At 68.0% G+C, this 21,194-nt stretch carries 27 protein-coding genes; 13 read left to right on the top strand and 14 right to left on the bottom strand.

Annotated features, from left to right (window positions below):
- Positions 1 to 29 precede the first annotated feature (29 nt).
- From gloA2 to rnfB, 5 genes are all read left to right on the top strand, one after another.
- Positions 30 to 422, top strand: a complete 393-nt coding sequence (gene gloA2 / locus WIX41_RS14405) for an SMU1112c/YaeR family gloxylase I-like metalloprotein (RefSeq protein ID WP_339448622.1) — start codon at positions 30 to 32, stop codon at positions 420 to 422.
- 109 nt (positions 423 to 531) lie between these two features.
- A complete protein-coding gene (locus WIX41_RS14400) occupies positions 532 to 975 on the top strand; it encodes a DUF2147 domain-containing protein (protein ID WP_339448620.1) in 444 nt (147 codons plus the stop codon).
- A 125-nt stretch (positions 976 to 1,100) separates the two neighbouring features.
- Positions 1,101 to 3,179, top strand: a complete 2,079-nt coding sequence (gene metG / locus WIX41_RS14395; protein WP_339448618.1) for a methionine--tRNA ligase — start codon at positions 1,101 to 1,103, stop codon at positions 3,177 to 3,179.
- Positions 3,180 to 3,226: 47 nt separating this feature from the next.
- Positions 3,227 to 3,817: an HAD family hydrolase gene (locus WIX41_RS14390; protein WP_339448617.1), complete on the top strand. Its 591-nt coding sequence runs from the start codon at positions 3,227 to 3,229 to the stop codon at positions 3,815 to 3,817.
- On the top strand, positions 3,814 to 4,227 hold the full coding sequence (gene rnfB, locus WIX41_RS14385; protein ID WP_409187409.1) for an Rnf electron transport complex subunit RnfB: 414 nt from the start codon (positions 3,814 to 3,816) through the stop codon (positions 4,225 to 4,227). The genes WIX41_RS14390 and rnfB overlap by 4 nt, the downstream gene beginning before the upstream one ends.
- Here the strand turns inward: rnfB and WIX41_RS14380 are convergent.
- Entirely contained in the window at positions 4,208 to 4,555 is a 348-nt protein-coding gene (locus WIX41_RS14380) for a RidA family protein (RefSeq protein ID WP_409187408.1), read from the bottom strand. The genes rnfB and WIX41_RS14380 overlap by 20 nt on opposite strands.
- 172 nt (positions 4,556 to 4,727) lie before the next feature.
- On the opposite strand from WIX41_RS14380, the gene mprF reads away from it, so the two are divergent.
- A complete protein-coding gene (gene mprF, locus WIX41_RS14375; protein WP_339448616.1) occupies positions 4,728 to 7,286 on the top strand; it encodes a bifunctional lysylphosphatidylglycerol flippase/synthetase MprF in 2,559 nt (852 codons plus the stop codon).
- Between the two features lie 8 nt (positions 7,287 to 7,294).
- Here the strand turns inward: mprF and WIX41_RS14370 are convergent, their stop codons facing one another.
- From WIX41_RS14370 to WIX41_RS14350, 5 genes are all read right to left on the bottom strand, one after another.
- A complete protein-coding gene (locus tag WIX41_RS14370; RefSeq protein WP_339448615.1) occupies positions 7,295 to 8,641 on the bottom strand; it encodes a hypothetical protein in 1,347 nt (448 codons plus the stop codon).
- 167 nt (positions 8,642 to 8,808) lie between these two features.
- A complete protein-coding gene (locus WIX41_RS14365) occupies positions 8,809 to 10,161 on the bottom strand; it encodes a virulence factor family protein (protein ID WP_339448613.1) in 1,353 nt (450 codons plus the stop codon).
- A gap of 40 nt (positions 10,162 to 10,201) precedes the next feature.
- Positions 10,202 to 10,843 carry a DUF998 domain-containing protein gene (locus WIX41_RS14360; protein ID WP_339448611.1) on the bottom strand — a complete coding sequence of 214 codons (642 nt, stop codon included), beginning with the start codon at positions 10,841 to 10,843 and terminating at the stop codon, positions 10,202 to 10,204.
- Between the two features lie 12 nt (positions 10,844 to 10,855).
- Positions 10,856 to 11,047: an oxidoreductase-like domain-containing protein gene (locus WIX41_RS14355; protein WP_339448609.1), complete on the bottom strand. Its 192-nt coding sequence runs from the start codon at positions 11,045 to 11,047 to the stop codon at positions 10,856 to 10,858.
- Positions 11,048 to 11,092: 45 nt separating this feature from the next.
- Positions 11,093 to 11,695, bottom strand: a complete 603-nt coding sequence (locus tag WIX41_RS14350; protein ID WP_339448607.1) for an HD domain-containing protein — start codon at positions 11,693 to 11,695, stop codon at positions 11,093 to 11,095.
- A 235-nt stretch (positions 11,696 to 11,930) separates the two neighbouring features.
- Between WIX41_RS14350 and WIX41_RS14345 the strand changes: the two genes are divergently transcribed.
- Positions 11,931 to 13,058 (top strand): tetratricopeptide repeat protein, encoded by a 1,128-nt coding sequence (locus WIX41_RS14345; protein ID WP_339448605.1) that lies wholly within the window; start codon positions 11,931 to 11,933, stop codon positions 13,056 to 13,058.
- Positions 13,059 to 13,115: 57 nt separating this feature from the next.
- Here the strand turns inward: WIX41_RS14345 and WIX41_RS14340 are convergent, their stop codons facing one another.
- Complete coding sequence (locus tag WIX41_RS14340; RefSeq protein WP_339448603.1) at positions 13,116 to 13,451, bottom strand: zinc ribbon domain-containing protein YjdM; 336 nt, start codon at positions 13,449 to 13,451, stop codon at positions 13,116 to 13,118.
- Between the two features lie 117 nt (positions 13,452 to 13,568).
- Here WIX41_RS14340 and WIX41_RS14335 point away from each other — a divergent pair, with 117 nt between their 5' ends.
- The 3 genes from WIX41_RS14335 to WIX41_RS14325 all read left to right on the top strand — a co-directional run bounded on the left by WIX41_RS14335 (position 13,569) and on the right by WIX41_RS14325 (position 15,644).
- Positions 13,569 to 14,924, top strand: coding sequence for an Hsp70 family protein (locus WIX41_RS14335; protein ID WP_339448601.1), 1,356 nt, complete (start codon positions 13,569 to 13,571; stop codon positions 14,922 to 14,924).
- 229 nt (positions 14,925 to 15,153) lie between these two features.
- A complete protein-coding gene (locus WIX41_RS14330) occupies positions 15,154 to 15,453 on the top strand; it encodes a YkgJ family cysteine cluster protein (RefSeq protein WP_409187510.1) in 300 nt (99 codons plus the stop codon).
- 11 nt (positions 15,454 to 15,464) lie between these two features.
- A complete protein-coding gene (locus WIX41_RS14325; RefSeq protein WP_068853593.1) occupies positions 15,465 to 15,644 on the top strand; it encodes a hypothetical protein in 180 nt (59 codons plus the stop codon).
- Positions 15,645 to 15,690: 46 nt separating this feature from the next.
- Here the strand turns inward: WIX41_RS14325 and WIX41_RS14320 are convergent, their stop codons facing one another.
- From WIX41_RS14320 to WIX41_RS14310, 3 genes are read right to left on the bottom strand one after another with little or no spacing between them, the layout of a single operon-like run.
- Complete coding sequence (locus WIX41_RS14320) at positions 15,691 to 16,575, bottom strand: DUF4097 family beta strand repeat-containing protein (RefSeq protein ID WP_339448598.1); 885 nt, start codon at positions 16,573 to 16,575, stop codon at positions 15,691 to 15,693.
- A gap of 11 nt (positions 16,576 to 16,586) precedes the next feature.
- Positions 16,587 to 17,090 carry a hypothetical protein gene (locus tag WIX41_RS14315; RefSeq protein WP_339448597.1) on the bottom strand — a complete coding sequence of 168 codons (504 nt, stop codon included), beginning with the start codon at positions 17,088 to 17,090 and terminating at the stop codon, positions 16,587 to 16,589.
- Complete coding sequence (locus WIX41_RS14310; RefSeq protein ID WP_409187407.1) at positions 17,087 to 17,671, bottom strand: RNA polymerase sigma factor; 585 nt, start codon at positions 17,669 to 17,671, stop codon at positions 17,087 to 17,089. The genes WIX41_RS14315 and WIX41_RS14310 overlap by 4 nt, the downstream gene beginning before the upstream one ends.
- 100 nt (positions 17,672 to 17,771) lie before the next feature.
- On the opposite strand from WIX41_RS14310, the gene WIX41_RS14305 reads away from it, so the two are divergent.
- Both WIX41_RS14305 and WIX41_RS14300 read left to right on the top strand, forming a co-directional pair.
- Entirely contained in the window at positions 17,772 to 17,957 is a 186-nt protein-coding gene (locus WIX41_RS14305; protein ID WP_339448595.1) for a hypothetical protein, read from the top strand.
- 58 nt (positions 17,958 to 18,015) lie between these two features.
- Complete coding sequence (locus tag WIX41_RS14300; protein WP_339448594.1) at positions 18,016 to 18,597, top strand: mechanosensitive ion channel family protein; 582 nt, start codon at positions 18,016 to 18,018, stop codon at positions 18,595 to 18,597.
- Positions 18,598 to 18,640: 43 nt separating this feature from the next.
- Here WIX41_RS14300 and WIX41_RS14295 read toward each other — a convergent pair whose 3' ends face one another.
- Together WIX41_RS14295 and WIX41_RS14290 are read right to left on the bottom strand one after the other, a co-directional pair.
- The gene (locus WIX41_RS14295; protein WP_339448593.1) at positions 18,641 to 18,907 is read right to left on the bottom strand and encodes a DksA/TraR family C4-type zinc finger protein; all 267 of its coding nucleotides are present in this window, start codon (positions 18,905 to 18,907) and stop codon (positions 18,641 to 18,643) included.
- 109 nt (positions 18,908 to 19,016) lie between these two features.
- Positions 19,017 to 19,577, bottom strand: coding sequence for a DUF2058 domain-containing protein (locus WIX41_RS14290; protein WP_339448592.1), 561 nt, complete (start codon positions 19,575 to 19,577; stop codon positions 19,017 to 19,019).
- A 72-nt stretch (positions 19,578 to 19,649) separates the two neighbouring features.
- On the opposite strand from WIX41_RS14290, the gene WIX41_RS14285 reads away from it, so the two are divergent.
- Positions 19,650 to 20,147 carry a M48 family metallopeptidase gene (locus WIX41_RS14285; RefSeq protein ID WP_339448591.1) on the top strand — a complete coding sequence of 166 codons (498 nt, stop codon included), beginning with the start codon at positions 19,650 to 19,652 and terminating at the stop codon, positions 20,145 to 20,147.
- Positions 20,148 to 20,151: 4 nt separating this feature from the next.
- On the opposite strand, the gene WIX41_RS14280 is transcribed toward WIX41_RS14285, so the two are convergent.
- The gene (locus tag WIX41_RS14280; protein ID WP_339448590.1) at positions 20,152 to 20,463 is read right to left on the bottom strand and encodes an AzlD domain-containing protein; all 312 of its coding nucleotides are present in this window, start codon (positions 20,461 to 20,463) and stop codon (positions 20,152 to 20,154) included.
- Positions 20,460 to 21,179, bottom strand: coding sequence for an AzlC family ABC transporter permease (locus WIX41_RS14275; RefSeq protein WP_339448588.1), 720 nt, complete (start codon positions 21,177 to 21,179; stop codon positions 20,460 to 20,462). Before WIX41_RS14275 ends, WIX41_RS14280 begins: the two co-directional genes overlap by 4 nt.
- Positions 21,180 to 21,194 lie beyond the last annotated feature (15 nt).

Here is a 21,194-nt window from a genome sequence, read left to right as displayed (position 1 = left end):
GCGCGAATGCGCCACCAGGAATCGATCCCATGACACCCCTGCTCGGCATCCACCATGTCGCCCTGATCTGTGCCGATTACGACCGCTCGCGCGACTTCTACGTCCGCGTGCTGGGCCTGACCGTCAAGGCCGAACACCACCGCGCCGCACGCGATTCGTGGAAGCTGGACCTGGCCCTGCCCGACGGCGGCCAGCTCGAGCTGTTCTCGTTCCCCTCGCCTCCGGTGCGGCCCAGCCGCCCGGAGGCACAGGGCCTGCGCCACCTGGCGTTCCGGGTGGCGGCACTGGAGCCGATGATCGAGCGGCTGGCCGCCGAGGGCGTGCCGTGCGAGCCGATCCGCATCGATGAATACACCGGCCAGCGCTTCACCTTCTTTGCCGACCCCGACGGGCTGCCGCTGGAGCTGTACGAAACCACCTGAATACGTTGTGGCCGCTCCCCGGGATGCGTTCCGTACCAGAGCGAATGGGTATACAGTCCAGCTGTCCCGGCCCCGAGCCGGCATTCACGGACATCCCTGGGAGGGGAACATGCGCAAGACCTTCAAGACCCTGCTGCTGGCACTGCCGCTGGTGATGGCCGCGATGTCGGCCGCGGCGGCCGATGGCGCGGCCGGCCGCTGGAAAACCATCGACGACAAGACGGGCAAGGTGAAGTCGATCGTCGAAATCACCCAGGACAGCAAGGGCACGCTCAGCGGCAGGGTGGTCGAGATCCTGCATTCCGACCGCGGCCCGAACCCGGTCTGCGATGGCTGCGAGGGCGCCAACAAGAACAAGCCGGTCAAGGGCATGACCATCCTGTGGAACCTCAAGCCCGACGGCACCAATGCCTGGGCCGGCGGCACCATCCTGGATCCGGCCAACGGCAAGACCTACAAATCCAAGCTCAAGCTGCAGGCCGGTGGCGCCAAGCTCGACGTGGCCGGCTGCATCGCCTTCATCTGCCGCACCCAGACCTGGGTCCGCGAATAAGCCATCAGCTGCATAAAGCGCTGGAAGATCAACGGCCTGGGGCCGGGGCGGGTTTACCGCTCCGGCCCTTCGCCTTTCCGGGGACCATGCGATAATCCCGCGTTCCCCCGGCCCCCACGCAGATCATGACCCGCACTGCTCTTGTCACCACCGCCCTGCCCTACGCCAACGGCCCGCTGCACCTGGGCCATCTGGTCGGCTACATCCAGGCTGATATCTGGGTGCGCGCGCGGCGAATGAGCGGCGGCAGGACCTGGTTCGTATGCGCCGATGACACCCATGGCACCCCGATCATGCTGGCGGCCGAAAAAGCCGGCGTGACCCCGGAAGCGTTCATCGCCAACATCCAGGCCAGCCACGAGCGCGATTTCGCCGCCTTCGGCGTCGCGTTCGATCATTACGACTCGACCAACTCGGCCGGCAACAAGGCCTTGACCGAAGCGTTCTACCTCAAGCTCGAGGCGGAAGGCCACATCACGCGCCGTTCGGTGGCCCAATTCTACGACCCGGCCAAGGGCATGTTCCTGCCCGACCGCTACATCAAGGGCATCTGCCCCAACTGTGGCAGCGCCGACCAGTACGGCGACAACTGCGAAGTGTGCGGCGCCACCTACGCTCCCACCGACCTGAAGGACCCGCGTTCGGTCATTTCCGGCGCCACGCCGGAAATCCGCGATTCGGAGCACTTTTTCTTTGAAGTGGGCCGCTTCGAAAGCTTCCTGCGCGAGTGGCTGGCCGGCGACGTGGCCCTGCCCGGGGTCAAGGCCAAGCTGGGCGAGTGGCTCAATGCAGAAGGCGGGCTGCGCGCGTGGGACATCTCCCGCGATGCACCGTACTTCGGGTTCCAGATTCCGGGCCACCCGGGCAAGTACTTCTACGTGTGGCTGGATGCGCCGATCGGCTACCTGTCCAGCTTCCAGGCGCTGTGCGCGAAGAACGGCGAGGATTTCGACGCGCACCTGCGCGCCGGTACCAGCACCGAGCTGCACCACTTCATCGGCAAGGACATCGTCAACTTCCACGGCCTGTTCTGGCCGGCGGTGCTGCACGGCACCGGCCACCGCGCGCCCACCCGCCTGCACGTCAACGGCTACCTCACGGTCGATGGCGCGAAGATGTCCAAGTCGCGCGGCACCTTCGTCATGGCCCGCACCTTCCTGGATGCCGGGCTGGAACCGGAGGCGCTGCGCTACTACTTCGCGGCCAAATCGTCGGGCGGCGTGGACGATCTCGACCTGAACCTGGGCGACTTCATCGCGCGCGTCAATGCCGATCTTGTCGGCAAGTTCGTCAACCTGGCCAGCCGCTGCGCCGGCTTCATCAGCAAGCGCTTCGACGGCCGCCTGGCCGATGCGCTGCCCGATGCGGCGCAGTACGACCGCTTCGTCGCCGCCCTGGCCCCGGTGCGCGAAGCGTATGAACGCAACGATCCGGCCGCCGCGCTGCGCCTGACCATGGCGCTGGCCGACGAAGCCAACCGTTACATCGACGAACAGAAGCCATGGGTGATCGCCAAGCAGGAAGGCGCCGATGCGCAGCTGCAGTCGGTGTGCACCCAGGGCCTGAACCTGTTCCGCGTGCTGGTCACCGCGCTCAAGCCGGTGCTGCCGGCCACCGCCGCGCAGGCCGAAGCGTTCCTGGCCGCGCCGGTACAGCGCTGGACCGACATCGCCTCGCCGCTGCTGGCCCACACCATCGCCGTGTACAGCCCGCTGTTCACCCGTATCGACCCGAAAATGATTGACGCCATGACCGACGCTTCCAAGGACACCCTCGCCGCGCCCGCACCTGCAGCCCCGGCCAAGCCCGCCAAGGCGGCTGCGCCTGCTGCCGCGCCGGCCCCCGCCCCCGCTGCGGCGGCGGAAGGCCCGACGTATATCGGCATCGACGATTTCGCCAAGCTGGACCTGCGCATCGGCAAGGTACTGGCCTGCGAGTTCGTCGAGGGCTCGGACAAGCTGCTCCGCTTCGAGCTGGATGCCGGCGAGCTGGGCAAGCGCCAGATCTTCTCCGGCATCCGTGCCAGCTATGGCGAACCGGAAGCGCTGGTCGGCCGCAGCGTGGTGTTCATCGCCAACCTGGCCCCGCGCAAGATGCGCTTCGGCCTGAGCGAAGGCATGATCCTGTCGGCCGGCTTCGACGGTGGCGCACTGGCGCTGCTGGATGCCGACAGCAGCGCGCTGCCGGGCATGCCGGTTCGCTGACGCCAACGTGCCACGACCCACGGTCGTGGCCTACCGGGAGGGTGTAGATGGAATTGGCCCTTGTCGACTTCGACCACACCATCACCACCTGCGATACGTATGGGCGTTTCCTGCGCCGGGTGGCCACGCCCGAGCAGCTGGCCCAGGCATGGTGGAAGGTGGGTCCGTGGCTGTTGGCCTATCGGTTGAAGCTGATTTCCGCCGAGCGCATCCGTGCGCGCGTGACCCGGTTGACCCTGCGCGACCGCCACGCCGACGATATCGCCACCCAGGCGGCCGGGTTTTCGCGTGAGGTGCTGCCCGAGGTGGTGCGCCCGCAGATGCTGGAACAGATCCGCTGGCACCTGCAGCAGCGGCACACCGTGGTGATCGTGTCCGGCTCGCTGGACCTGTACCTGCGGCCGTGGTGCGAAGCACTGGGGCTGGAGCTGATCTGCAACCGACTGGAAAGCTGCGATGGCCGGCTGACCGGGCGCTATGCCGACGGCGACTGCGCGCCGCGCAAGGTCGAACGGATCCGCGCGCGCTACGACCTGTCGCGCTACGTGCGCATCCATGCTTACGGCGACAGCCGTGAAGACCGCCCGATGCTGGCCCTGGCGCAGGAACGCTGGTACCGCGGCAAACCCCTGAAATGAAGAGTGTGATCGAACGCCTCGACCGCCTGCTGCCGCAGACCCAATGCCGGCAGTGCGGCTACGACGGCTGCCGCCCGTATGCCGAGGCGATGGCACGCGGTGAGGCGGGCGTGGACCATTGTCCGCCCGGTGGCGATGCCGGTGCACGTGCGTTGGCACGCGTACTGGAGGTGCCTGCGGTACCGTTCGACCGCAGCCGCGGCGAGCACAAGGCGGCGCAGGTGGCGCGTGTGGTCGAAGCGGACTGCATCGGCTGCACCAAGTGCATCCAGGCCTGTCCGGTGGATGCCATCGTGGGCGGTGCCAAGTACATGCACACCGTCATCGCCGATCTGTGCACCGGGTGCGAGCTGTGCATTCCACCGTGTCCGGTGGATTGCATCGACCTGGTTACGGCAACGCCGCGGTAATCACGATCTCCACCTTCCAGCTTGGGTCGGCCAGCTTGGCTTCCACCGTGGCACGGGCCGGGGTCATGCCCGCCACCACCCACTCGTCCCACGCAGCGTTCATGCCGGCGAAATCGTTGATGTCGGCCAGGTAGACCTCCGCGCGCAGCACGTGCTGCTTGTCGCTGGCGACCAGGGCGAGCAGCTTGTCGATCTCTTCCAGCACCTGCCGGGTCTGGCCGGTGATGTCCTGGCTGGTGTCTTCAGGAACCTGGCCGGACAGATAGGCAGTCTTGTTGTGTACGGTCATTTCGGACATGCGCGGACCGACGTCGAAACGTTCCAACATGGCGATGGCTCCTCTGTGATGGTGTACCCATTGTCACCGATGCCAGGTAAAGCCGTCGTTGCGCCCGGTCAAAGCGGCCACAGACCGCACAGCGACCCCGCTTGGCAAGCGCCGGCCGGAAGCGCACGATTCGCCGCGAGGCACGGTGGCGTGCCCGGAGCACGTTGTCCCGATGACCGACCCCGCCCCTGCCCCCTCATCCCGCATCGGCTGGCGCCGCGCGGCGACCGTCGTCGTCAGCCTGGGGATCCTGGCGCTGGCCCTGCGCGGGCTGGCCAACGAGTTCGACGATCACGGTTACCGTGCCATTCGGGACGCCTTCCACCAGCTCGGCGCGGGCCAGATCGCGCTCACCGTGGTGCTTGGCCTTGCCAGCTACGCCTGTCTGATCGGCTTCGATGCGATCGGGCTGCACCGTAGCGGCAAGCGCCTGCATCCGGCGCGGGTGGGTATCACCGCGTTCCTGGCCCACACGCTGGGGCAGACCCTGGGCTTGGCGGCGCTGACCGGTGGTGCGGTGCGCCTGCGCGGCTATGGCAGTGCCGGGCTGAGCCTGGCCCAGATCGGCCAGGTGGTGCTGATGAGCACGCTGGGCTTCCTGTTCGGTGCGTGGCTGCTGCTGGCCCTGGCCTTCCTGCTGGAACCCGGCGCCGCCGCGCTGGCGCTGCCGGTTTCGGCGCAGGCGGTGCGCGTGCTTGGCGCTGTGGGATTGCTCGCTTACGTGGGCACGGTGCTGGTGGTCGGGCGCGAGGGCCGCACGTTCCAGATCCGTGGCCACGCGCTGTGGCTCCCCGACCGCCGCACCATGCTGGGGGTCACCCTGCTCAGCGTGGTCGAGCTGGTGCTGGCCAGCGCGGCGTTCTACGTGTTGTTGCCGATGGACACCCCAACCGGCTTGCCCGGCTTCGTCGGCCTGTATCTGGTGGCGGTCCTGGCCGGCCTGATTTCCAGCGTGCCAGGCGGGCTGGGCGTGTTCGAGTGGAGCCTGCTCAAGCTGCTGCCGCAGGTCGCGCCCGCGGCTGTGTTGGCGGCGGCGTTGATCTACCGTGTCACCTATTACGTGCTGCCGCTGCTGCTGGCCACCCTGCTGGCGGTGGCCCCTGCACTGCGCCGCCCGCTGCGGGTCGGTGCCGGGGCCACCCGCGCCGGTTGGACCGCGCTGCGCCCATGGCTGCCGAAGATCATCGCGTTGGCGGTGTTCAGCGTCGGTGCCGCGCTGGTGATCGATGGCACCTTGCCGACACCGCGCCGGCACCTGCTGCACGCCTCGCTGCCGATCCTGGAAACCTCGCACCTGCTCGGCAGCCTGGCCGGCGTGGTACTGCTGTTGATCGGCCAGGGGCTGCAGCGGCGCAGCCACGCTGCGTGGGTGCTGGCACTGGCCATCTGCGTGATCGCGCCGCTGCCGATCTGGCTGCGCGGCGGGCAGGTGCTGATCGCGCTGGCGGCGGTGCTGGTGGCGACGGCGTTGTGGGCATCGCGCCGTGAGTTCTACCGGCAGGGCGCGTTGCTGGACGAAGCATGGTCGTGGCCGTGGATCCGCAATCTGGGACTGGTGCTGGTGGCGGTGATCTGGCTGCTGTTCTTCGTGTACAGCCATGTCGAGTACCAGAACGAGCTGTGGTGGCAGTTCGCAGCGCAGGGCAATGCTCCCCGTGCGCTGCGTGCACTGCTGGTGGTGGCCATCGCGCTGGCGATTTTCGGCCTGGCGCAGCTGCTGCACAGTACCCGCACCCCGTTGCCAGCGGCCGACCCCGGCACGCTCGATGCGCTGTCGCCAATCCTGCTGGCGGCGCAGGACACCCAGGCCTGCCTGGTGCTCACTGCGGACAAGGCGGTGCTGCGCGATGACGCCGGGCGCGGCTTCGTGATGATGCAGCGCTACGGCGGTTCGTTGATCGCGATGGGCGATCCCGTCGGGCCGCCGGAGGTGGCGCGTGCGTTGATCTGGCGCTTCCGCGAGGAAGCCGATCGGCTTGGCCTGCGCCCGGTGTTCTACCAGGTGGGTGAAACGTACTGGCAGACCTACCTGGACCTGGGGCTGACCCTGGTGAAGCTGGGCGAGGAAGCGATGGTGCCGCTGCAGGACTTCGGGCTGGAGGGTCGCGAGCGTGCCGACCTGCGCCAGGCGTGGAACCGTGGCAAACGCAGCGGGCTCAGCTTCCGGGTTGCCCCGCCCGGCGAGGTTGCCGCGTTGATTCCCGCGCTGGCCGAGGTGTCGCAGCAGTGGCTGGACGACAAGGCCGGCGACGAGAAGGGCTTCTCACTGGGCAGTTTCGATCCGGATTACCTGGCACGCTTCCCGGTGGCCCTGGTCGAGGCCGAGGGCCGCATCGTCGCCTTCGCCAACCTGTGGCAGGCACCGGCTGGCCACGAGCTGTCGGTGGACCTGATGCGGCACGTCGACGATGCGCCAAAGGGCACGATGGATTTCCTGTTCATCGAGCTGTTCCTGTGGGGCCGCGAGCATGGTTTCCACCGTTTCTCGCTCGGCATGGCACCGTTGTCGGGCCTGGCCCAGCACCGGCTGGCGGGGCGCTGGAACCGTTTCGCCAACGTGGTCGCACGCCACGGCGAACGCTTCTACGGCTTCAGCGGGCTGCGCCGCTTCAAATCAAAGTTCGCGCCGCAGTGGCGCGCACGTTACCTGGCTGCGCCGGGCGGCATGCACCTGCCGGCGGCGCTGCTGGATGCGACGCGGTTGATTTCACTGGCACCGCGAAAGGCGTAGCCCGGCGGTCAGGACCCGGGCTTCATCTGCGCGAACGCCGCGGTGAAGCCGGCAATGCTGTCGCTGCCGTGCACGGCGTGCAGCGCCTGATCGGCCAAGGCACGCTCGTCCCAGATCCACGCGAGCCTGGGGTCGTCCCCCAGTTCGCGCCACACTGTCTGGAGCCCATCGTCGGAGGGGTGCGCGCCGCCGAACAATGCCTGCGCGTAGTCCAGGCTCGCAGGGCGCCAGGTGAGGTAGGCCACTGCACGCTGCGACAGCGGGATGCCGGTTACGGCGTCGGGCAGGAAGTAGCGCGCGCTGGCAGGCCAGGTGGGCTGCGCGTCCGGCGAATCCCCTGGCGGTGCCGTCAGCCGCTTGAGCGACTCCCCGCTGACCTCCAGCACCTGCGGTTTGCCCTTTCCACCAGCGGCTGCCGAACGCTTGTCACTGCCCAGGGTGAACGCGTAGGTCCTGTCCTGCTGCGCGCGCGCGGCCATTTCCACCACCGCGTTGCGGAGCTTCAGGCAGTCCGCGCCGATCGCGGTCGCGCCACCGGCTTTCGTTTCACCCACCAGCACCACATCGTTGCCGTGCATCAGCAGGAAATCGAGCTCTCCCTTGACGTGTCTGCTTCCCGCCGGACGCAGCGCGGGCGGGACGTTGGCACCACGGACGATGCGATAGCCCGGATCATCACTGGAAGCGGTCGCCTCGTTCATTGCGTTGCAGAGCTGTGTCAGTGCGGTGCCGACGCGATCTTCCACGTCCCGCCCGCGCGCGCCGCCACCGCTCCGGGACTGATGCGGTGCCCGCTGCGCCAGATATTCGATCACGCTGGCCTCCCGTTCCAGTTCCTGCTTTTCGGCCAGCACGTCCGCATGCGGCGCGAAGTCGGCCGCGATTTTTTCGCCCAGCGCGCAGGCGCCTGCCGTCACCTTGGCCCACTCGCCCGTGCCTGCCCGTGCATCCTCCACGGCGGCGGCCAGCGCTTCCAGTTGCGCCTGTCTTGCTGGATCCGGTTCGCGTTCAATGCGCGCAGGATGCGCGACATCCCTCAACTTCCTCGCGGCCTGCAGCGCGGCATCGCATTTCGGGGAATCGACAAGCAGGCGATAGTCCTTCACCTTGGGAAAGCGATGCTGCAGGATCGCCTTGCGCAGGTCGACGTCATTGTCCCTGACCAGCCGCTCCAGCGTCTCCTTCAAGCCGGCGCAGAACTGTTCGCCGGTGGAGGCGTCACGGTTGCCTGCGCGCCAGAGCGACATGGCGTCGGCCATCTTCTGTGCAGCAGACCCATCCACCGCCCGGGGCGCGGTACGGTCATCGGCCATCAGCGCGTACAAACGCCGCTCGACAGGCGCGTTGGAGATCATCGAAGGCGCCTGCAGGCGTCCGACCGCAGGCCGCTCATCGGACACCTTGACAGCCGGGGGCTGGCGCGCCGGCCCAACGGATGACACTGGACACACACAACACCCCGCTCAGGACGATCTGCGTCAATGGTGTACGCAACTGGGATGAAGCGGCTTCCATGATTCCATCAACGAGCCGGCAGGTGTTCAAGCAGCGTCTTCGCCAACCGGTCGTAGTCGCCCTTGAAATGGTGGTCGCCCGGCAGCGCAATCACCGTGGCGCCGCCCTTCGGCAGCGCCGGGCAGAGTGCATCGCCATCGTCCTCGCCGTACAGGCATACCGTCCGGTCCGCCGGTAACCGGGCGATCTCCGGCGCGATGGGCAGGCCACCGTCACCACCGCCCAGCCAGTTGCTGACATGGAATTCGTAGTCGGCCGTGCGCCCCACTGACATGAGCCCGATCAACGCGATGGACTCGCGCGTGGCCGGATCAAGCTGGTTGATCGCCGCCGGCAACACGTCGGCACCCTGCGAGAAGCCGACCAGCAACAGGCGCTTGCGTTGCCACTGATGGCCGTAATGGCGCGCGATGCGTTCCAGGTCGCGGGCAAAACCTTCCGGCGTGCGCGCGGTCCAGAAGTAGCGCAGTGAATCCAGACCCACCACTGAAATGCCGCCGTCGCTCAATGCAGCCGCCACGTCTTTGTCCAGGCCCGCCCAGCCGCCATCGCCGGAGACGAAGATGGCCAGCGTATCGCCGGCTTTCTGCGCCGGCACTTCCACCACCGGCAGGCCGTTGAGGTCATCCGGTGGCGGCGCCAGGCTGATGCCCTTCTGCGCGCCGATCACCTGTGCGGCAGCCAGGAGGCCAGGCAGGTCATTGCCGCGACCGGTGCGCTGGAACTCGCGCCCCATCCCGACCCGGCGCACGAACGCCGAGGCGTCGCCCGCCGCGCACTGGCGGTCGCCAGCGGCGTTCAACCACGGAAACGCAAGTTCGGCCGGCTGCAGGCGGCCATGGCTGACACCGGCCCCGCACACGGCGCGTTCGCGTGCCTGGTCAGGACAGAACCCGGTGGTGAGCAGTCCGGCGAAAACCTGGGTATCGGCCTGGGCGGCCACGGCATACGCCAGCTCCGCACCGTTGCCATCGCCCGCGATCAGCGGCAGATGGTAACCGGGCACGTGCAGGTAGGCCTGGAACCAGCGCGAAAAATTCTCCACGTCGCCTGCACCGAACGTACAGGTGCCCCCACCTTCCCTGGCCAGCCCCTTGCGCAGCCGTGCCACGTCCACCTGCGCAACCAGCGCACCCTGGGCACGCAGGGCTTCGATGCGTTCACGCGTGCGTTCGGGTTCCCGGCCGCCATCGAACCAGACCACCACCCGCTGCGGGTGGCCTTCCGGCACATGGATCGGGATGTCGTTGAAACGTCCGTGGCTGACCTGCTGTGGCGCCGCCGGGGCCGACCCTGACCCCATCATCAGCGCCAGGCCCAACATCAGGCCCAGCCCCCTGCCCACACTGGCTCGCGGCATCGTCACGCATCCCGGAAAAGTGGCCCAACGATACGCCTTTTTATTCCGCGTCTCGTCGCGCCTGCCGCCACAACTGCAGCGCGGCCACGGCCAACCACAGCACCACCGCGGCGATCACCAGCTTCTGCCCGGCGCCGCGCGGCGGGCCGCGCCACAGCACGTGCAGCCACAACAGTGCGAAGCACAGCCAGGCCCACCACCAGGCGACGGTGGCCCAGCGCGCCCACTGCGGGTCGGCGCGCAGGTACCAGCTCTGCAGCAGCATCGCCACGCTCACGCACAGGAACGCGGTGTTGGCCGCCAGGCCATGGATCAACGGGGCCAGCAGCGGCGCCTGTTCCGGCAGCCAACTGTCGCCGATGGCCACGCCCATCAGCCCCAGTCCAGCCACGCAGAACAACAGCGGCGCCGCCGCGCTGCGCCGCGGCGAGCGGCTGGCGGCATGCAGCGACCAGGCCAGCAGCATGATCGCCACGGCCAGCAGGCCGTAGGCCGTTCGCAGCGCCAGGCCCCACGGCCCATGCAGGTACAGGCTCAGCGTGGCCTGCACCCAGTCAAGATCCTGCCGGACCCACTGCGTCCACAATGCGGTGATCACGAAGCCGGCCATGGCCAGCAGCGCCAGCCGCGCTGCGTGCGCATGGGCAGGCAGGCGCGCGCGGGCGTCGTCAGAACCGGTCATCGGCAGATTCCCTCAGGGCGTGGCATCGGGATGGCGCAGCCGCCAGGCGGCAAAGGCCGCACGGTAGCGCTGCAATTCATCGTTGTACAGGTCCAGCACGCACAACGGGCAACCACTGCCGCAGCACTCGTTGGGGCCGGGTTCCTCCGGCGGTTGCGGGCGCGGATCGGCATCGGGCGTGGCGGGCAGGAAGGGAACAGGCATGGCGCGGCGGGAGGCGGTCAACCCGTACAGTGTAATCGACCGCTGTCAGTGCCCGAGCCGGCGCCGCAGGTTGGCGCGCGCGGGTGCATCCAGCCGTTCGTGGAAGAAATCGCTGAGGAAAATGCGCGGACTGCGCAGCAGGTGCTGGAGGAAGCGTCGCCGGTTGATCCGGAACAGGAAGCCCGGCACGTGTCCGGCGTACTCCTCGGCGATGCCGCGGTCGTAGGCGTCGAACACCTCGGCCGGCGCGCCGAGGATGGCCATGTCGCAGTCCAGGAACAGCGCCGCTTCCGGGTCGACATCGGCTGCCACCAGGGTGCCATGGCGCGCGGTCAGCAGGATCAGTTCCTCCACGCGGGCCATGTCCACGCCGGCACCTGGCAAACCCCGCTCCACCTGCGCACGGGCCAGCGCAGCCGAGCGCGATTCGTTGTCCTTGCGGCCGGCCTCGTAGATCGCATCGTGGTACAGCGCGGCCAGTTGTACTTCGCGCGGATGCACCCAGCCGGGGCCATCAGCGACGGCCTGGCAGTGCACCAGCATCGCGCGCACATGCGGGTAGCCGTGATAGGCCCGGGGGGGAGTGGCGTAGGCGGTTTCCAGGTCGGCCTGCATGGACGCAGGCAACGAGAGCGGTGAGAAGGTCATTGCAGCATCATTGGCCGGTCCGGTGCGGTTGGCAAGCATGGCAGCGGCGTTTTTTTCACCACTCATTGCAAACCCCCGCGCGGCGGGGGCTGCGGACGGTTACCCACAGGTTTGCCCGGGTCTGGTCCACATCCGCTGTGGATGGCGCAACAGGCCGACAAGCGGCGCACCGGGGGCCAGACACCGGCCTAGACTGGGGACACGAATACTCCGTCGTCCCTGCGAGGTGACCGCGATGAACGGCTGGAAATCCCTTGCCCTGCTGGCCCTGCTGGTCGTCGCGCCGGCCCTCGCTGCGCCGCCGGCCAGCGGCGTGCCCGCCCCGGCAGCCGGGCCCATTCCGTCCCCCGAGCAGATCCTGGCCATTCCGCCGGACCTTCGCGACATGCTGCAGCAACGGGTGATCGCCCCCACCCTCTCGCGCGAACAACGGGTGGTGCGGCTGGTACACCTGATCTTCGATGAAGACGCCATGCACCTGGAGTACGACCCGTACGCCACCCACACGCTGGCCGAAACCTGGCAGACCCACCGCGCCAACTGCCTTTCATTCACCCTGATGTTCGTCACACTGGCGCGCGCGGCAGGCATCGATGCGCGCGTGCAGGAAGTGGCGCAGGTGGTCACCTGGCACCAGGACCAGGGCGTGATCTACAACGTGGGACACGTCAACGTGGGGCTGGACCTCAACGGACGTACCGCCGTGGTCGACCTGGACCGCAACGTGCTCTATGACCGCTACGGGCCGCGCCCGATCCCCGATGAGCGCGCCCTGGCGCACTTCTACAACAACCGCGGGGCCGAGTACATGGCCGACGGTGACACCGCGCAGGCCCGGGTCTACCTGGACGCGGCACTGGCGATGGCGCCGGCCCTCCCCGCAGGCTGGAACAACCTGGGCGTGCTCGACACCCGCGAAGGCCGCATGGACCAGGCCCGAAAAGATTACGAGCAGGCATTGCAGCTGCAGCCGCGGCACGCGGCGGCGCTGACCAACGCCAGCGCACTGTACCGGCGGCTGGGCGACGAGCACCGGGCCACCGTGCTGGCGCGGCGGTTGGAGCAGGTGCAGAAGAGCGATCCCTTTGCCCAGTTCCGTTTCGGCAACGAGGCCGAACAGCGCCATGACTATGCGCAGGCCATCGAGTACTACCGGCGTGCGGTGCGACTCTACAGCAGCGCGCACCAGTTCCATTTCGGCCTGGCACGCGCCTACTTCCTGGCCGGCGACACCCGCCACGCATCGCTGGAAATGCTGCGGGCACGCGATCTGGCCGGAGAAAACGCCGATACGCTGCGGGCGACCTACCAGGCCAAGCTGGACAGCCTGCAGAAGTGGCGGCAACGCACGTCCATCAATTGAATCGCCGACGCCGGCCGGTAGCGCCGGCCGTTGGCCGGCATTCGCCCGCGCAGGCGGCTACGCCTTCTTCAGAAAACAGGTCTTCAGGACCAGGCCCTTGATTTTGTCGGAATTGCCTTCGATGTGCTCGGCATCGTCCTCGACCAGGCGGATGTTGCGGATCACAGTGCCCTGCTTGAGCGGAATCGAGGAGCCCTTGACCTTCAGGTCCTTGATCACGGTAACGGTGTCGCCGCTGGCCAGCACGTTGCCGTTGCTGTCGCGCACCACCAGGGCCTGGCCGCCTTCATCGCCGGCTGCCCATTCATGCCCGCAGTCGGCGCAGATCCACAGCGCGCCATCGGCATAGGTGTTTTCCAGGGTGCATTGCGGGCAGGCGGGTACGGCGGACATGGTGAGGCCTTCAGGTTCGGGACAACGCCTATTGTAACCGCCCGGCCCAGGCAGGCCTTGCACCGGCGGCCCGCTTGCCGCACAGTGCGCGCCCCCTGACCTCCGGCCCGGCCCCGCATGAAAATCGGTATCGACTTTGGCACCAGCAACTCCGCCGCCGCCGCCGTGGTGGACGGCCGGGTCGTGCCGATCCGGTTTGGCGAGGCCGAGCAGTTCCGCACCACGGTGTATTTCCCCGAGGTGATGCGCGATCCCAACGATTTCGAACTGACCCCGGCACTGGAGCACGAGCTGGACCGGCTGATCGATGCCGCCGCGCGCGACGCGCGTGCGGCCGGGCAGGAACGGACCCCGGACGCGCTGCGCCGCGAAGCCCTGCGCGTGGTGCGCCGGCAGTGGATGGAAGAGCAGATGCGTGCTCCGCTGAGCTCGACCAGACTGCTGCAGAACGCCGTGTACGGTGACGACGCGCTGGAAGCCTACTTCGAAGAAAACGAAGGCAACCTGGTGCAGAGCCCAAAATCGATGCTGGGCTACAACCTTCACCCGCGCGCGCGCCAGACCATTGCCGGCATCGCCACGCACATCCTGGAGCACATCCGGCTGACCGCCTCGCGGCAGTTGGAGACGCCGGTGCGTACCGCCACGCTGGGCCGCCCGGTGCAGTTCCGCAGCTCCATCGGCGCGGCGGGCAACGACCAGGCACTGGACATCCTGCACACCGCTGCCATTGCAGCAGGCTTCGACAGCGTCGATTTCCTGGAAGAACCGGCGGCAGCGGCCATGCACTACCACGCCGAAAGCGCGCAGGAACACGATGCGGTGGTGGTCGATATAGGCGGCGGCACCACCGATGTGGCGCATGCACGGGTAGGCGGTGCGCAGGCCCCGAAAATCCATCGTGCCTGGGGTATCGCCCGCGGCGGTACCGATATCGACCTGGCGCTGAGCCTGGGCGCCTACATGCCCCTGTTCGGCCGTGGCCACAGCCGCGTGCCGGCGCACCACTACGTGGAGGCGGCGATGGTGCAGGACATGACCCGCCAGCGCGACTTCCGCCAACACAACTACCGCGAGGTGGACGCGCCGTGGGGCAAGCGCCTGCAGGCGCTGCAGGAGACCGGGAATACCGCGCGCCTGTACCGCGAGGTGGAGCGCTGCAAGATCGCCCTGAGCAGCGCGCCGCAGCACGCCAGCGCACTGGATTTCATCGAACGCGATCTGGGCGTGGACGTCGACCCCTCCCGGCTGGAAGCGGCCGCCGGCAGCTACCTGGGCGAGCTGACCGCCCTGCTGGAGCAGGTGCGCGCCGATATCGGCCATGATCCCGCCGCAATCTTCCTTACCGGAGGCATGTCGCGCGCCGGTTACCTGCAGTCGGCCGTGGCCGCCGCCTTCCCTGGCTCGACGCTGGTGCGCGGCAACCCTTCGTTCGGCGTGGTACACGGCCTGGCCTGGGCCGCTGCCAACTGAAGACCCTTGCAACGCAAGGGTTTCGAGCCGTGGAACCACCGTATTAACAAAACGTTACGTCGAAAGCGCTATCATCTTTCGGCTTCAATGCGCAATGCGCATGTCGTACCCAGCCTCGAAGAGGCCACCGTCCTTGCCGAAACCGCCGCCATCCGGATCCGTCCGTGGCGCTGGGATCGTTTATCGCTAAAGAGAGATTCGATTGGGCGAATTCGCTGAGCCCGACCCCATCGACTGCCGCCGCTGCGACGCAGTGTGTTGCCGGCTGTCGGTGACTGTCATGCCCGATGACGCGGTACCCGGCCATCTGCTGGATACCGACGAAGCGGGCCGCACCGTGATGGCGCGCAACGACGAAGGTTGGTGCGCCGCGATCGACCCCTATCACCTGCGCTGCACGATTTATTCGCAGCGTCCCGCGATCTGCCGCCAGTTTGCGATGGGCGGCGATGACTGCCGCTCCGTGCGGCAGGACTACCGTCGACAACAACACGATGCGTCGACGATTTTTTCCACGTTACACCCATGACAGGAGCATCCATGGCCCGTTCGCCAAAGACCTCCCCCAAGGCAGGCAACACCGTTCGCGTTGACCGCAAGCAGGGTTCCAACACCGCACTGAGCAGCGCCAGCATCGCTGCCGATCTGGCTGCATTCCGCAAGAGCGGCGGCAAGATCGAAGTACTGGGCAATACCCTGGCGCTGAAAAAGGCCGGCTGACGCCGCTGCCGTCCGCACCGGCCCCAGGCCGGTGCGGGGGCCGCACTCAGCGGCCGCCGAGCGTGACCCGGACGTTGCCCGAATGGGCATTGATCGAAATATCGCCGTCACCGCTACCCAGCCGCGTGTCCAGGCTGCGGCCCGGGCCGTAACGCGGCCGCTCCACCTGGCCGGCATCGGACTTGATGTCGCCACTGAACGTCTTCACCGCCAGCTGTGCCGAGACCTTGGCCGGCAGTTGCAGCGCAATCGAACCACTCACCGTCTGCAGCGTGACTTTGCCGCCCGGCGCCAGCCCGGCCGCGGCCACGGTGAGACTGCCCGACACCGCTTCAGCCGCCAGCCGCTGCACCTGCGCGGCGTCCAGCTTGATGCTGCCCGAGACCGTTTCCGCCGCGACCTCGCCGGCCATGCCGCCACTGGCCTGGATCGACCCGCTGACCGCACGCAGTGCCACGCGCTGTGTCTCCACCTGTGTGCGGATGCTGCCACTGACCGTACTCAGCGAGGCCTCGCCACTGCGACCGGCCGCCGCGATATCGCCACTGACCGCATTGGCCTGCAGCCGGCGCAGGTCCACCTCGGCCACGTCGATGTCGGCACTGACCGTACCCAGCTGCACTTCCACCGACCGCGGCACCCGCAGCTCCAGGGTGGCGCCCCCATTGTTGCCGTTGCGCGGATAGATCACTTCCCAGCGCACCCGGTTGGTGCTCTTGTCCTGCTGCAGGCGCAGGCCGTCGGCCATGCTGCCGGTCAGGGCCACTTCATTGCGGTCCCAGCCACGCACGGTCACCTTGCCGGCGATGTTGCTGACTTCCACGCGCCCACCCGCCGCCAACGGATGGCGCTCATCGACACGGGTGGCGGCCTGTGCTGCCAGCGGCAACAACAGCGCCAGGGCAGCGGTGAAACGCAGGGGGTTTCGCATGGGACTCTCCTTCAGGACGGCAGGCCAGCGGCGTTGACGGCCTGCTGGGTCAGTTCAAGACGCAGCGCATAAGTGCGCTGCAGTTGGGTAAGCAGGTAGCCCGAGCGCGGGTTCTCGGCGATCGCCGCGCGGATGTACACCGCGCTGGAATCGAGCTCATGCAGCGCCGGCTGCCAGTCCGCACCGATCTGTGCTGAAGGCAGGGAGGCCATGGCCTGCTGGTACTCGGCGGCGATCACATCGGCCTGCCGCTGCAACGGCGACGGACGCGGCGTGGGTGGGGTGGAGGTAGGCACCACCATCAGCACCGCCAGCGCGGCAGCCAGGCCCAGGCCGATCCGCAGCGGCCAGCGGCGCGCACGTCGGGGCGGTGCACTATTGGGCACTTCGGCCACGCGCGGCGGCAGCTGCGCGGCGATGCGCTGCCACGCCTGTGCCGGCGGCAGGCGTTCGGCGGGTAGCGCGCGCAGGCGCGCTCGCAGGTGGGTATCGATGTCGGTGTTGTCGTTGTTCATGCAGGTTCTCCCAGGCGCGCGCGCAACAGGCCGCGCGCGCGGTGCAGCTGTGCCTTGGAACTGCCGACCGCCATCTGCAGCTGGTCGGCGATTTCCTGGTGTTTCCAGCCCTCGATGTCGTGCAGCACCAGCACCGCCCGGGCACGTGGCGGCAGCGTTTCCAGCGCGCGCTCCAGATCCAGCGTGGTGCCGGCGCAACGATCCACTGCCGGTACTGCCGCCAGCAGGTCCCAGCCTTCGTCGCCGCTGTCGGCCGCATCGCGCGCCGCGTTGGCGCGCAGTTCCATCAATGCTGCGTTGACCCCCAGCCGGTGCAGCCAGGTACCCAGGCTGCTGTCGAAACGGAATCCGGGCAGTGCGCGCCAGGCCTGCAGGAACGCCTCCTGCAGCGCGTCCTCGGCGCGTGCGGCATGGCCGCCACACAGCCGCCACAACACCGCATACAGGCGCGGCGCATGCCGGTGGTAGATGCGCTCGTACGCTGCGGTATCGCCGGCCACCGCTGCCCGCACCAGGGCGGACTCGTCGGTGGGGTCGGCGTCGTTGGCGGCGCGGAGGGCGGGCATGGTCGTATCGAGCATATCCCTTGGATGCGGCGGTGATCGAAAAGGTTTAAACCTTTCCGGCACCCACCGCATCCAATCTCCTGTCACCACGCCGGGCGTGGCCCAAGGAGTTCGCATGTCCCCCAGTTGCCTGGCCCTTCTGCTGTCGCTGGTCAGCGCGTGCACGCTGCCGGGAAGCCCGGTGACGCTGCGGGTGGCATTGCCGCCCCGCCCGGACCTGTGCGTGCAGTACCAGGATCATGCGCCGCTTTGCGTCTCCGCCCTGGTCGAGGTGCTGGCGCCGTCTCCCGGCCCGGCCTGAGCCATCGCGGTAGACTGCGGCTCCCCCGGTATTACCGTTGCAAGGAACCGCGCCTTCGATGAAAGAGCATCTGCCTGCCTGGACCCATGAGTGGCTGCAGTACGGGGCCCCTGCCCTGAAGATCCTGATCACCCTGCTGGTGGCGTGGCTGCTGCGGCTGATCGCGCGCCGACTGCTGCGCCGTGTGGGCGAGCACTACACGCTGCCGCCTGAAATGGTCATGGGCGCGCGGCGCGTGTTTACCTTCGTGGTCTATTTCACCGTGCTGCTGGTGGTGCTGCAGATCATCGGGGTGCAGGCCAGCGTGCTGTGGACCGCCTTTACCGGCTTTGCGGCGGTGGGCGCGGTGGCGTTCTTCGCAGCATGGAGCGTGCTGTCCAACATCTTCTGCACCCTGCTGATCTTCACCACGCGGCCATTCCGGTTGCACGACTACATCGAAGTGCTGGAGAACGGCGAGAAGCCCGGGCTCAAGGGGCGTGTCATCGACGTCAACCTGATCTACACCACGCTGCAGGAAAACAGCGGCGGGCACGAAGGCACGGTGCTGCAGATTCCGAACAACATGTTCTTCCAGCGCACGGTGCGCCGCTGGCGCGACCCGTCGCGGGCCCCGGGCGGGATACAGGGCGACGGTTGATCCGGCCGGTAGGCAACGACCGTTGGTCGTTGCGCAAGGACAGTCAGCGTAGTTGACTATCCTTGCTGCCCCGCCGGTTGTAAGTACCGGCGTCGTGGTGAACGGCGTCTTCGGCTTCCTGGCAGCGCACGCACAGGCGAACGCCGGGCACGGCGCGGCGGCGCGCTTCGGGAATGGGCGCTTCGCATTCCTCGCAGTGGGTCAGCCCGGGCCCATGGCGCAGCTGCGCGCGGGCGCGCTGGATGGCGTCATCCACGGTTGCGTCGATCTGGTCCTGGACGGCGCCGTCGCCTGCCCAACCTGTGGCCATGCCGTGTCTCCCATACCATTGCCAGACAGCCAGCATAGAGTCGCCCGGGCAGTGCCGGTTTACGGTCGGCTGAACATCCACCCCGCCGGGTGAACCGTTCAGCCCGGTGTTACCAGATCAGGTCGTCGGGTACCTGGAACTGCGCGTAATACGCATCGTCATCGGCATTGCCCGTGCTGGGCTCGATGGTTGCGGCCCGGTCCTTGCCGTTGTCCAACACGATCGCGGCCGGATCCCGTTCGCGGATCTTGTCGGCGGCAGCGCGCGGCACCAGCTCGAACCCCTCGCCCAAGCGCACGATCACCAGGCTGCCCACGGCCAATTGGCGGCGCAGGACCTCGTTGACCAGCATCGTGCGGATCACGGTGCCGTCGTTGAAGCGGTACTCGCTTTCGCCTTCGCGCTTGACCCGGTTGCTCTCGATGATCTGGCGGACCTGCGCCTGCAGCTCCTGCAGGCGGTTCTTTTCCTTGCGCTCGGCCTCCAGCGCGCGGTCGCGCTCGGCTTTTTCCGCGCGCAGGCGCCCGGCGTCGCGCTGGCTGTCGGTGGGCGCCACCGGGGCCTTGCCGTGGCGGGCCTTCACCTGTTCGCGCGCAGCCTGCGACACCTGGGACTTCTTGACCAGCCCGGCCTTGAGCAGCTGTTCCTGCAGGGGGTTTGCCTTCGCCATTGCCTTTGCATCTGTTGTTGCGGGATTCCGGGGGCCATCATACTGCCCTCACCGCCGCTCCCCAACCGCTGCATGACCGCCCTGAAATACCTCGCCGGCTACCCCGACGCCCTGCAGCAGCAGGTGCGCGAGCTGATCGCGGCCGACCGGCTGGGGCCCTGGCTGGAGCACCGTTATGCCGAACTGCACACGGTACGCAACGACCGCCAGCTGTACGACTACACCCAGTCGCTGAAGGAGCGCTACCTGCGCCAGTCGGTGCCGTTGTCGAAGGTGGTCTACGACAGCCGCCTGCAGGTGCTCAAGCACGCACTGGGCACGCATACCACCGTATCGCGGGTACAGGGCAGCCGGCTCAAGGCCAGCCGCGAGATCCGCATCGCCAGCGTGTTCCGCGAGGCACCGGCCCCGTTCCTGAAGATGATCGTGGTGCACGAACTGGCGCACCTGAAGGAATCGGACCACAACAAGGCGTTCTACCAGCTGTGCACGCACATGGAAGCGGACTACCACCAGCTGGAGTTCGACCTGCGCCTGTACTTGACCCACCTTGAGCGAAGCAGCGGCTGACGGCTCAGCCGATGCCGGCCCAACGCAGCAGGGCCGCCGCCGCCGCACCCAGTACCACCACCAGCAGGAACGGCAGCCGCAGCAGCAATGCCACCGTCGCCACCGCCAGCGCCCCCAGGCGCGCATCCAGCGCCACCGACGCACCGGACGCCACCGCATTCATGGCGGTCAGCGAAGCCAACAGGCCAATCGTGAGCGTGCCGGCGACCCGGGTCATGCGCGGCGATTCCAGCCAGCGTGCGGGCACCCGCCAGCCGGCCAGCTTGATCGCATACGCTGCCGCGCAGCCCAGCAGCAGCCAACCCCACAGGCTCATGCACGCTCCCCGTGCTGGCGCGGTTCGACATCCGGCTCCAACCCTTCATCGCGGGGCCCAGGCACGAACGCCCCCCATAGCGCGGCAACCGCCGCGGCCAGCAGGATCGGAATACCCGGCGGCACCCACGGCAGGGCCAGCACCGTGACCAGGGCCGCCACGATGGCAATGGCCACCGCATCGCGCCGGCGCAGCCGCGGCCACAGCAGCGCCAGGAACGCCGCCACCGCAGCACCATCCAGGCCCCACTGGCGCGGATCGCCCAGCGCATCGCCGGCCATCGCACCCACGGCGGTGAACAGGTTCCAGAGCAGGAACACGCCGACTCCGGCGGCCCAGAACCCACGCCGCTGCTCCAACGGCACGGCCTGGCTGGACGCGGTGGCCGCCGATTCGTCGATGGTGATCTGAGCGCCCAGCCAGCGCCGCCAACCGCGCAGGCCCAGCATCCGGTTCATCTGCATGCCATAGACCGCATTGCGCACGCCCAGCAGGGTGGCGGCGGTAAACGCAGCTGATCCGGCGCCGCCACCGGCGATGACGCCGATGAACGCGAACTGCGAACCGCCGGTAAACATCAACAGGCTCAGCGCCTGGGCCTGCCACGGACTCAGCCCGGCAGCCACCGCCAGCGCACCAAAGGAGATGCCATACAGGCCAGTGGCCACGGCGATGGAAAGGCCGACTTTCACGGCGGGGGAGGCATGCCAGTTCATCATCGGATGATGCCA

The sequence above is a fragment of the Stenotrophomonas sp. AB1(2024) genome (assembly GCF_037482345.1).
Lineage (GTDB): Bacteria > Pseudomonadota > Gammaproteobacteria > Xanthomonadales > Xanthomonadaceae > Stenotrophomonas.
This window is presented reverse-complemented; position numbering and strand designations above follow the sequence as displayed.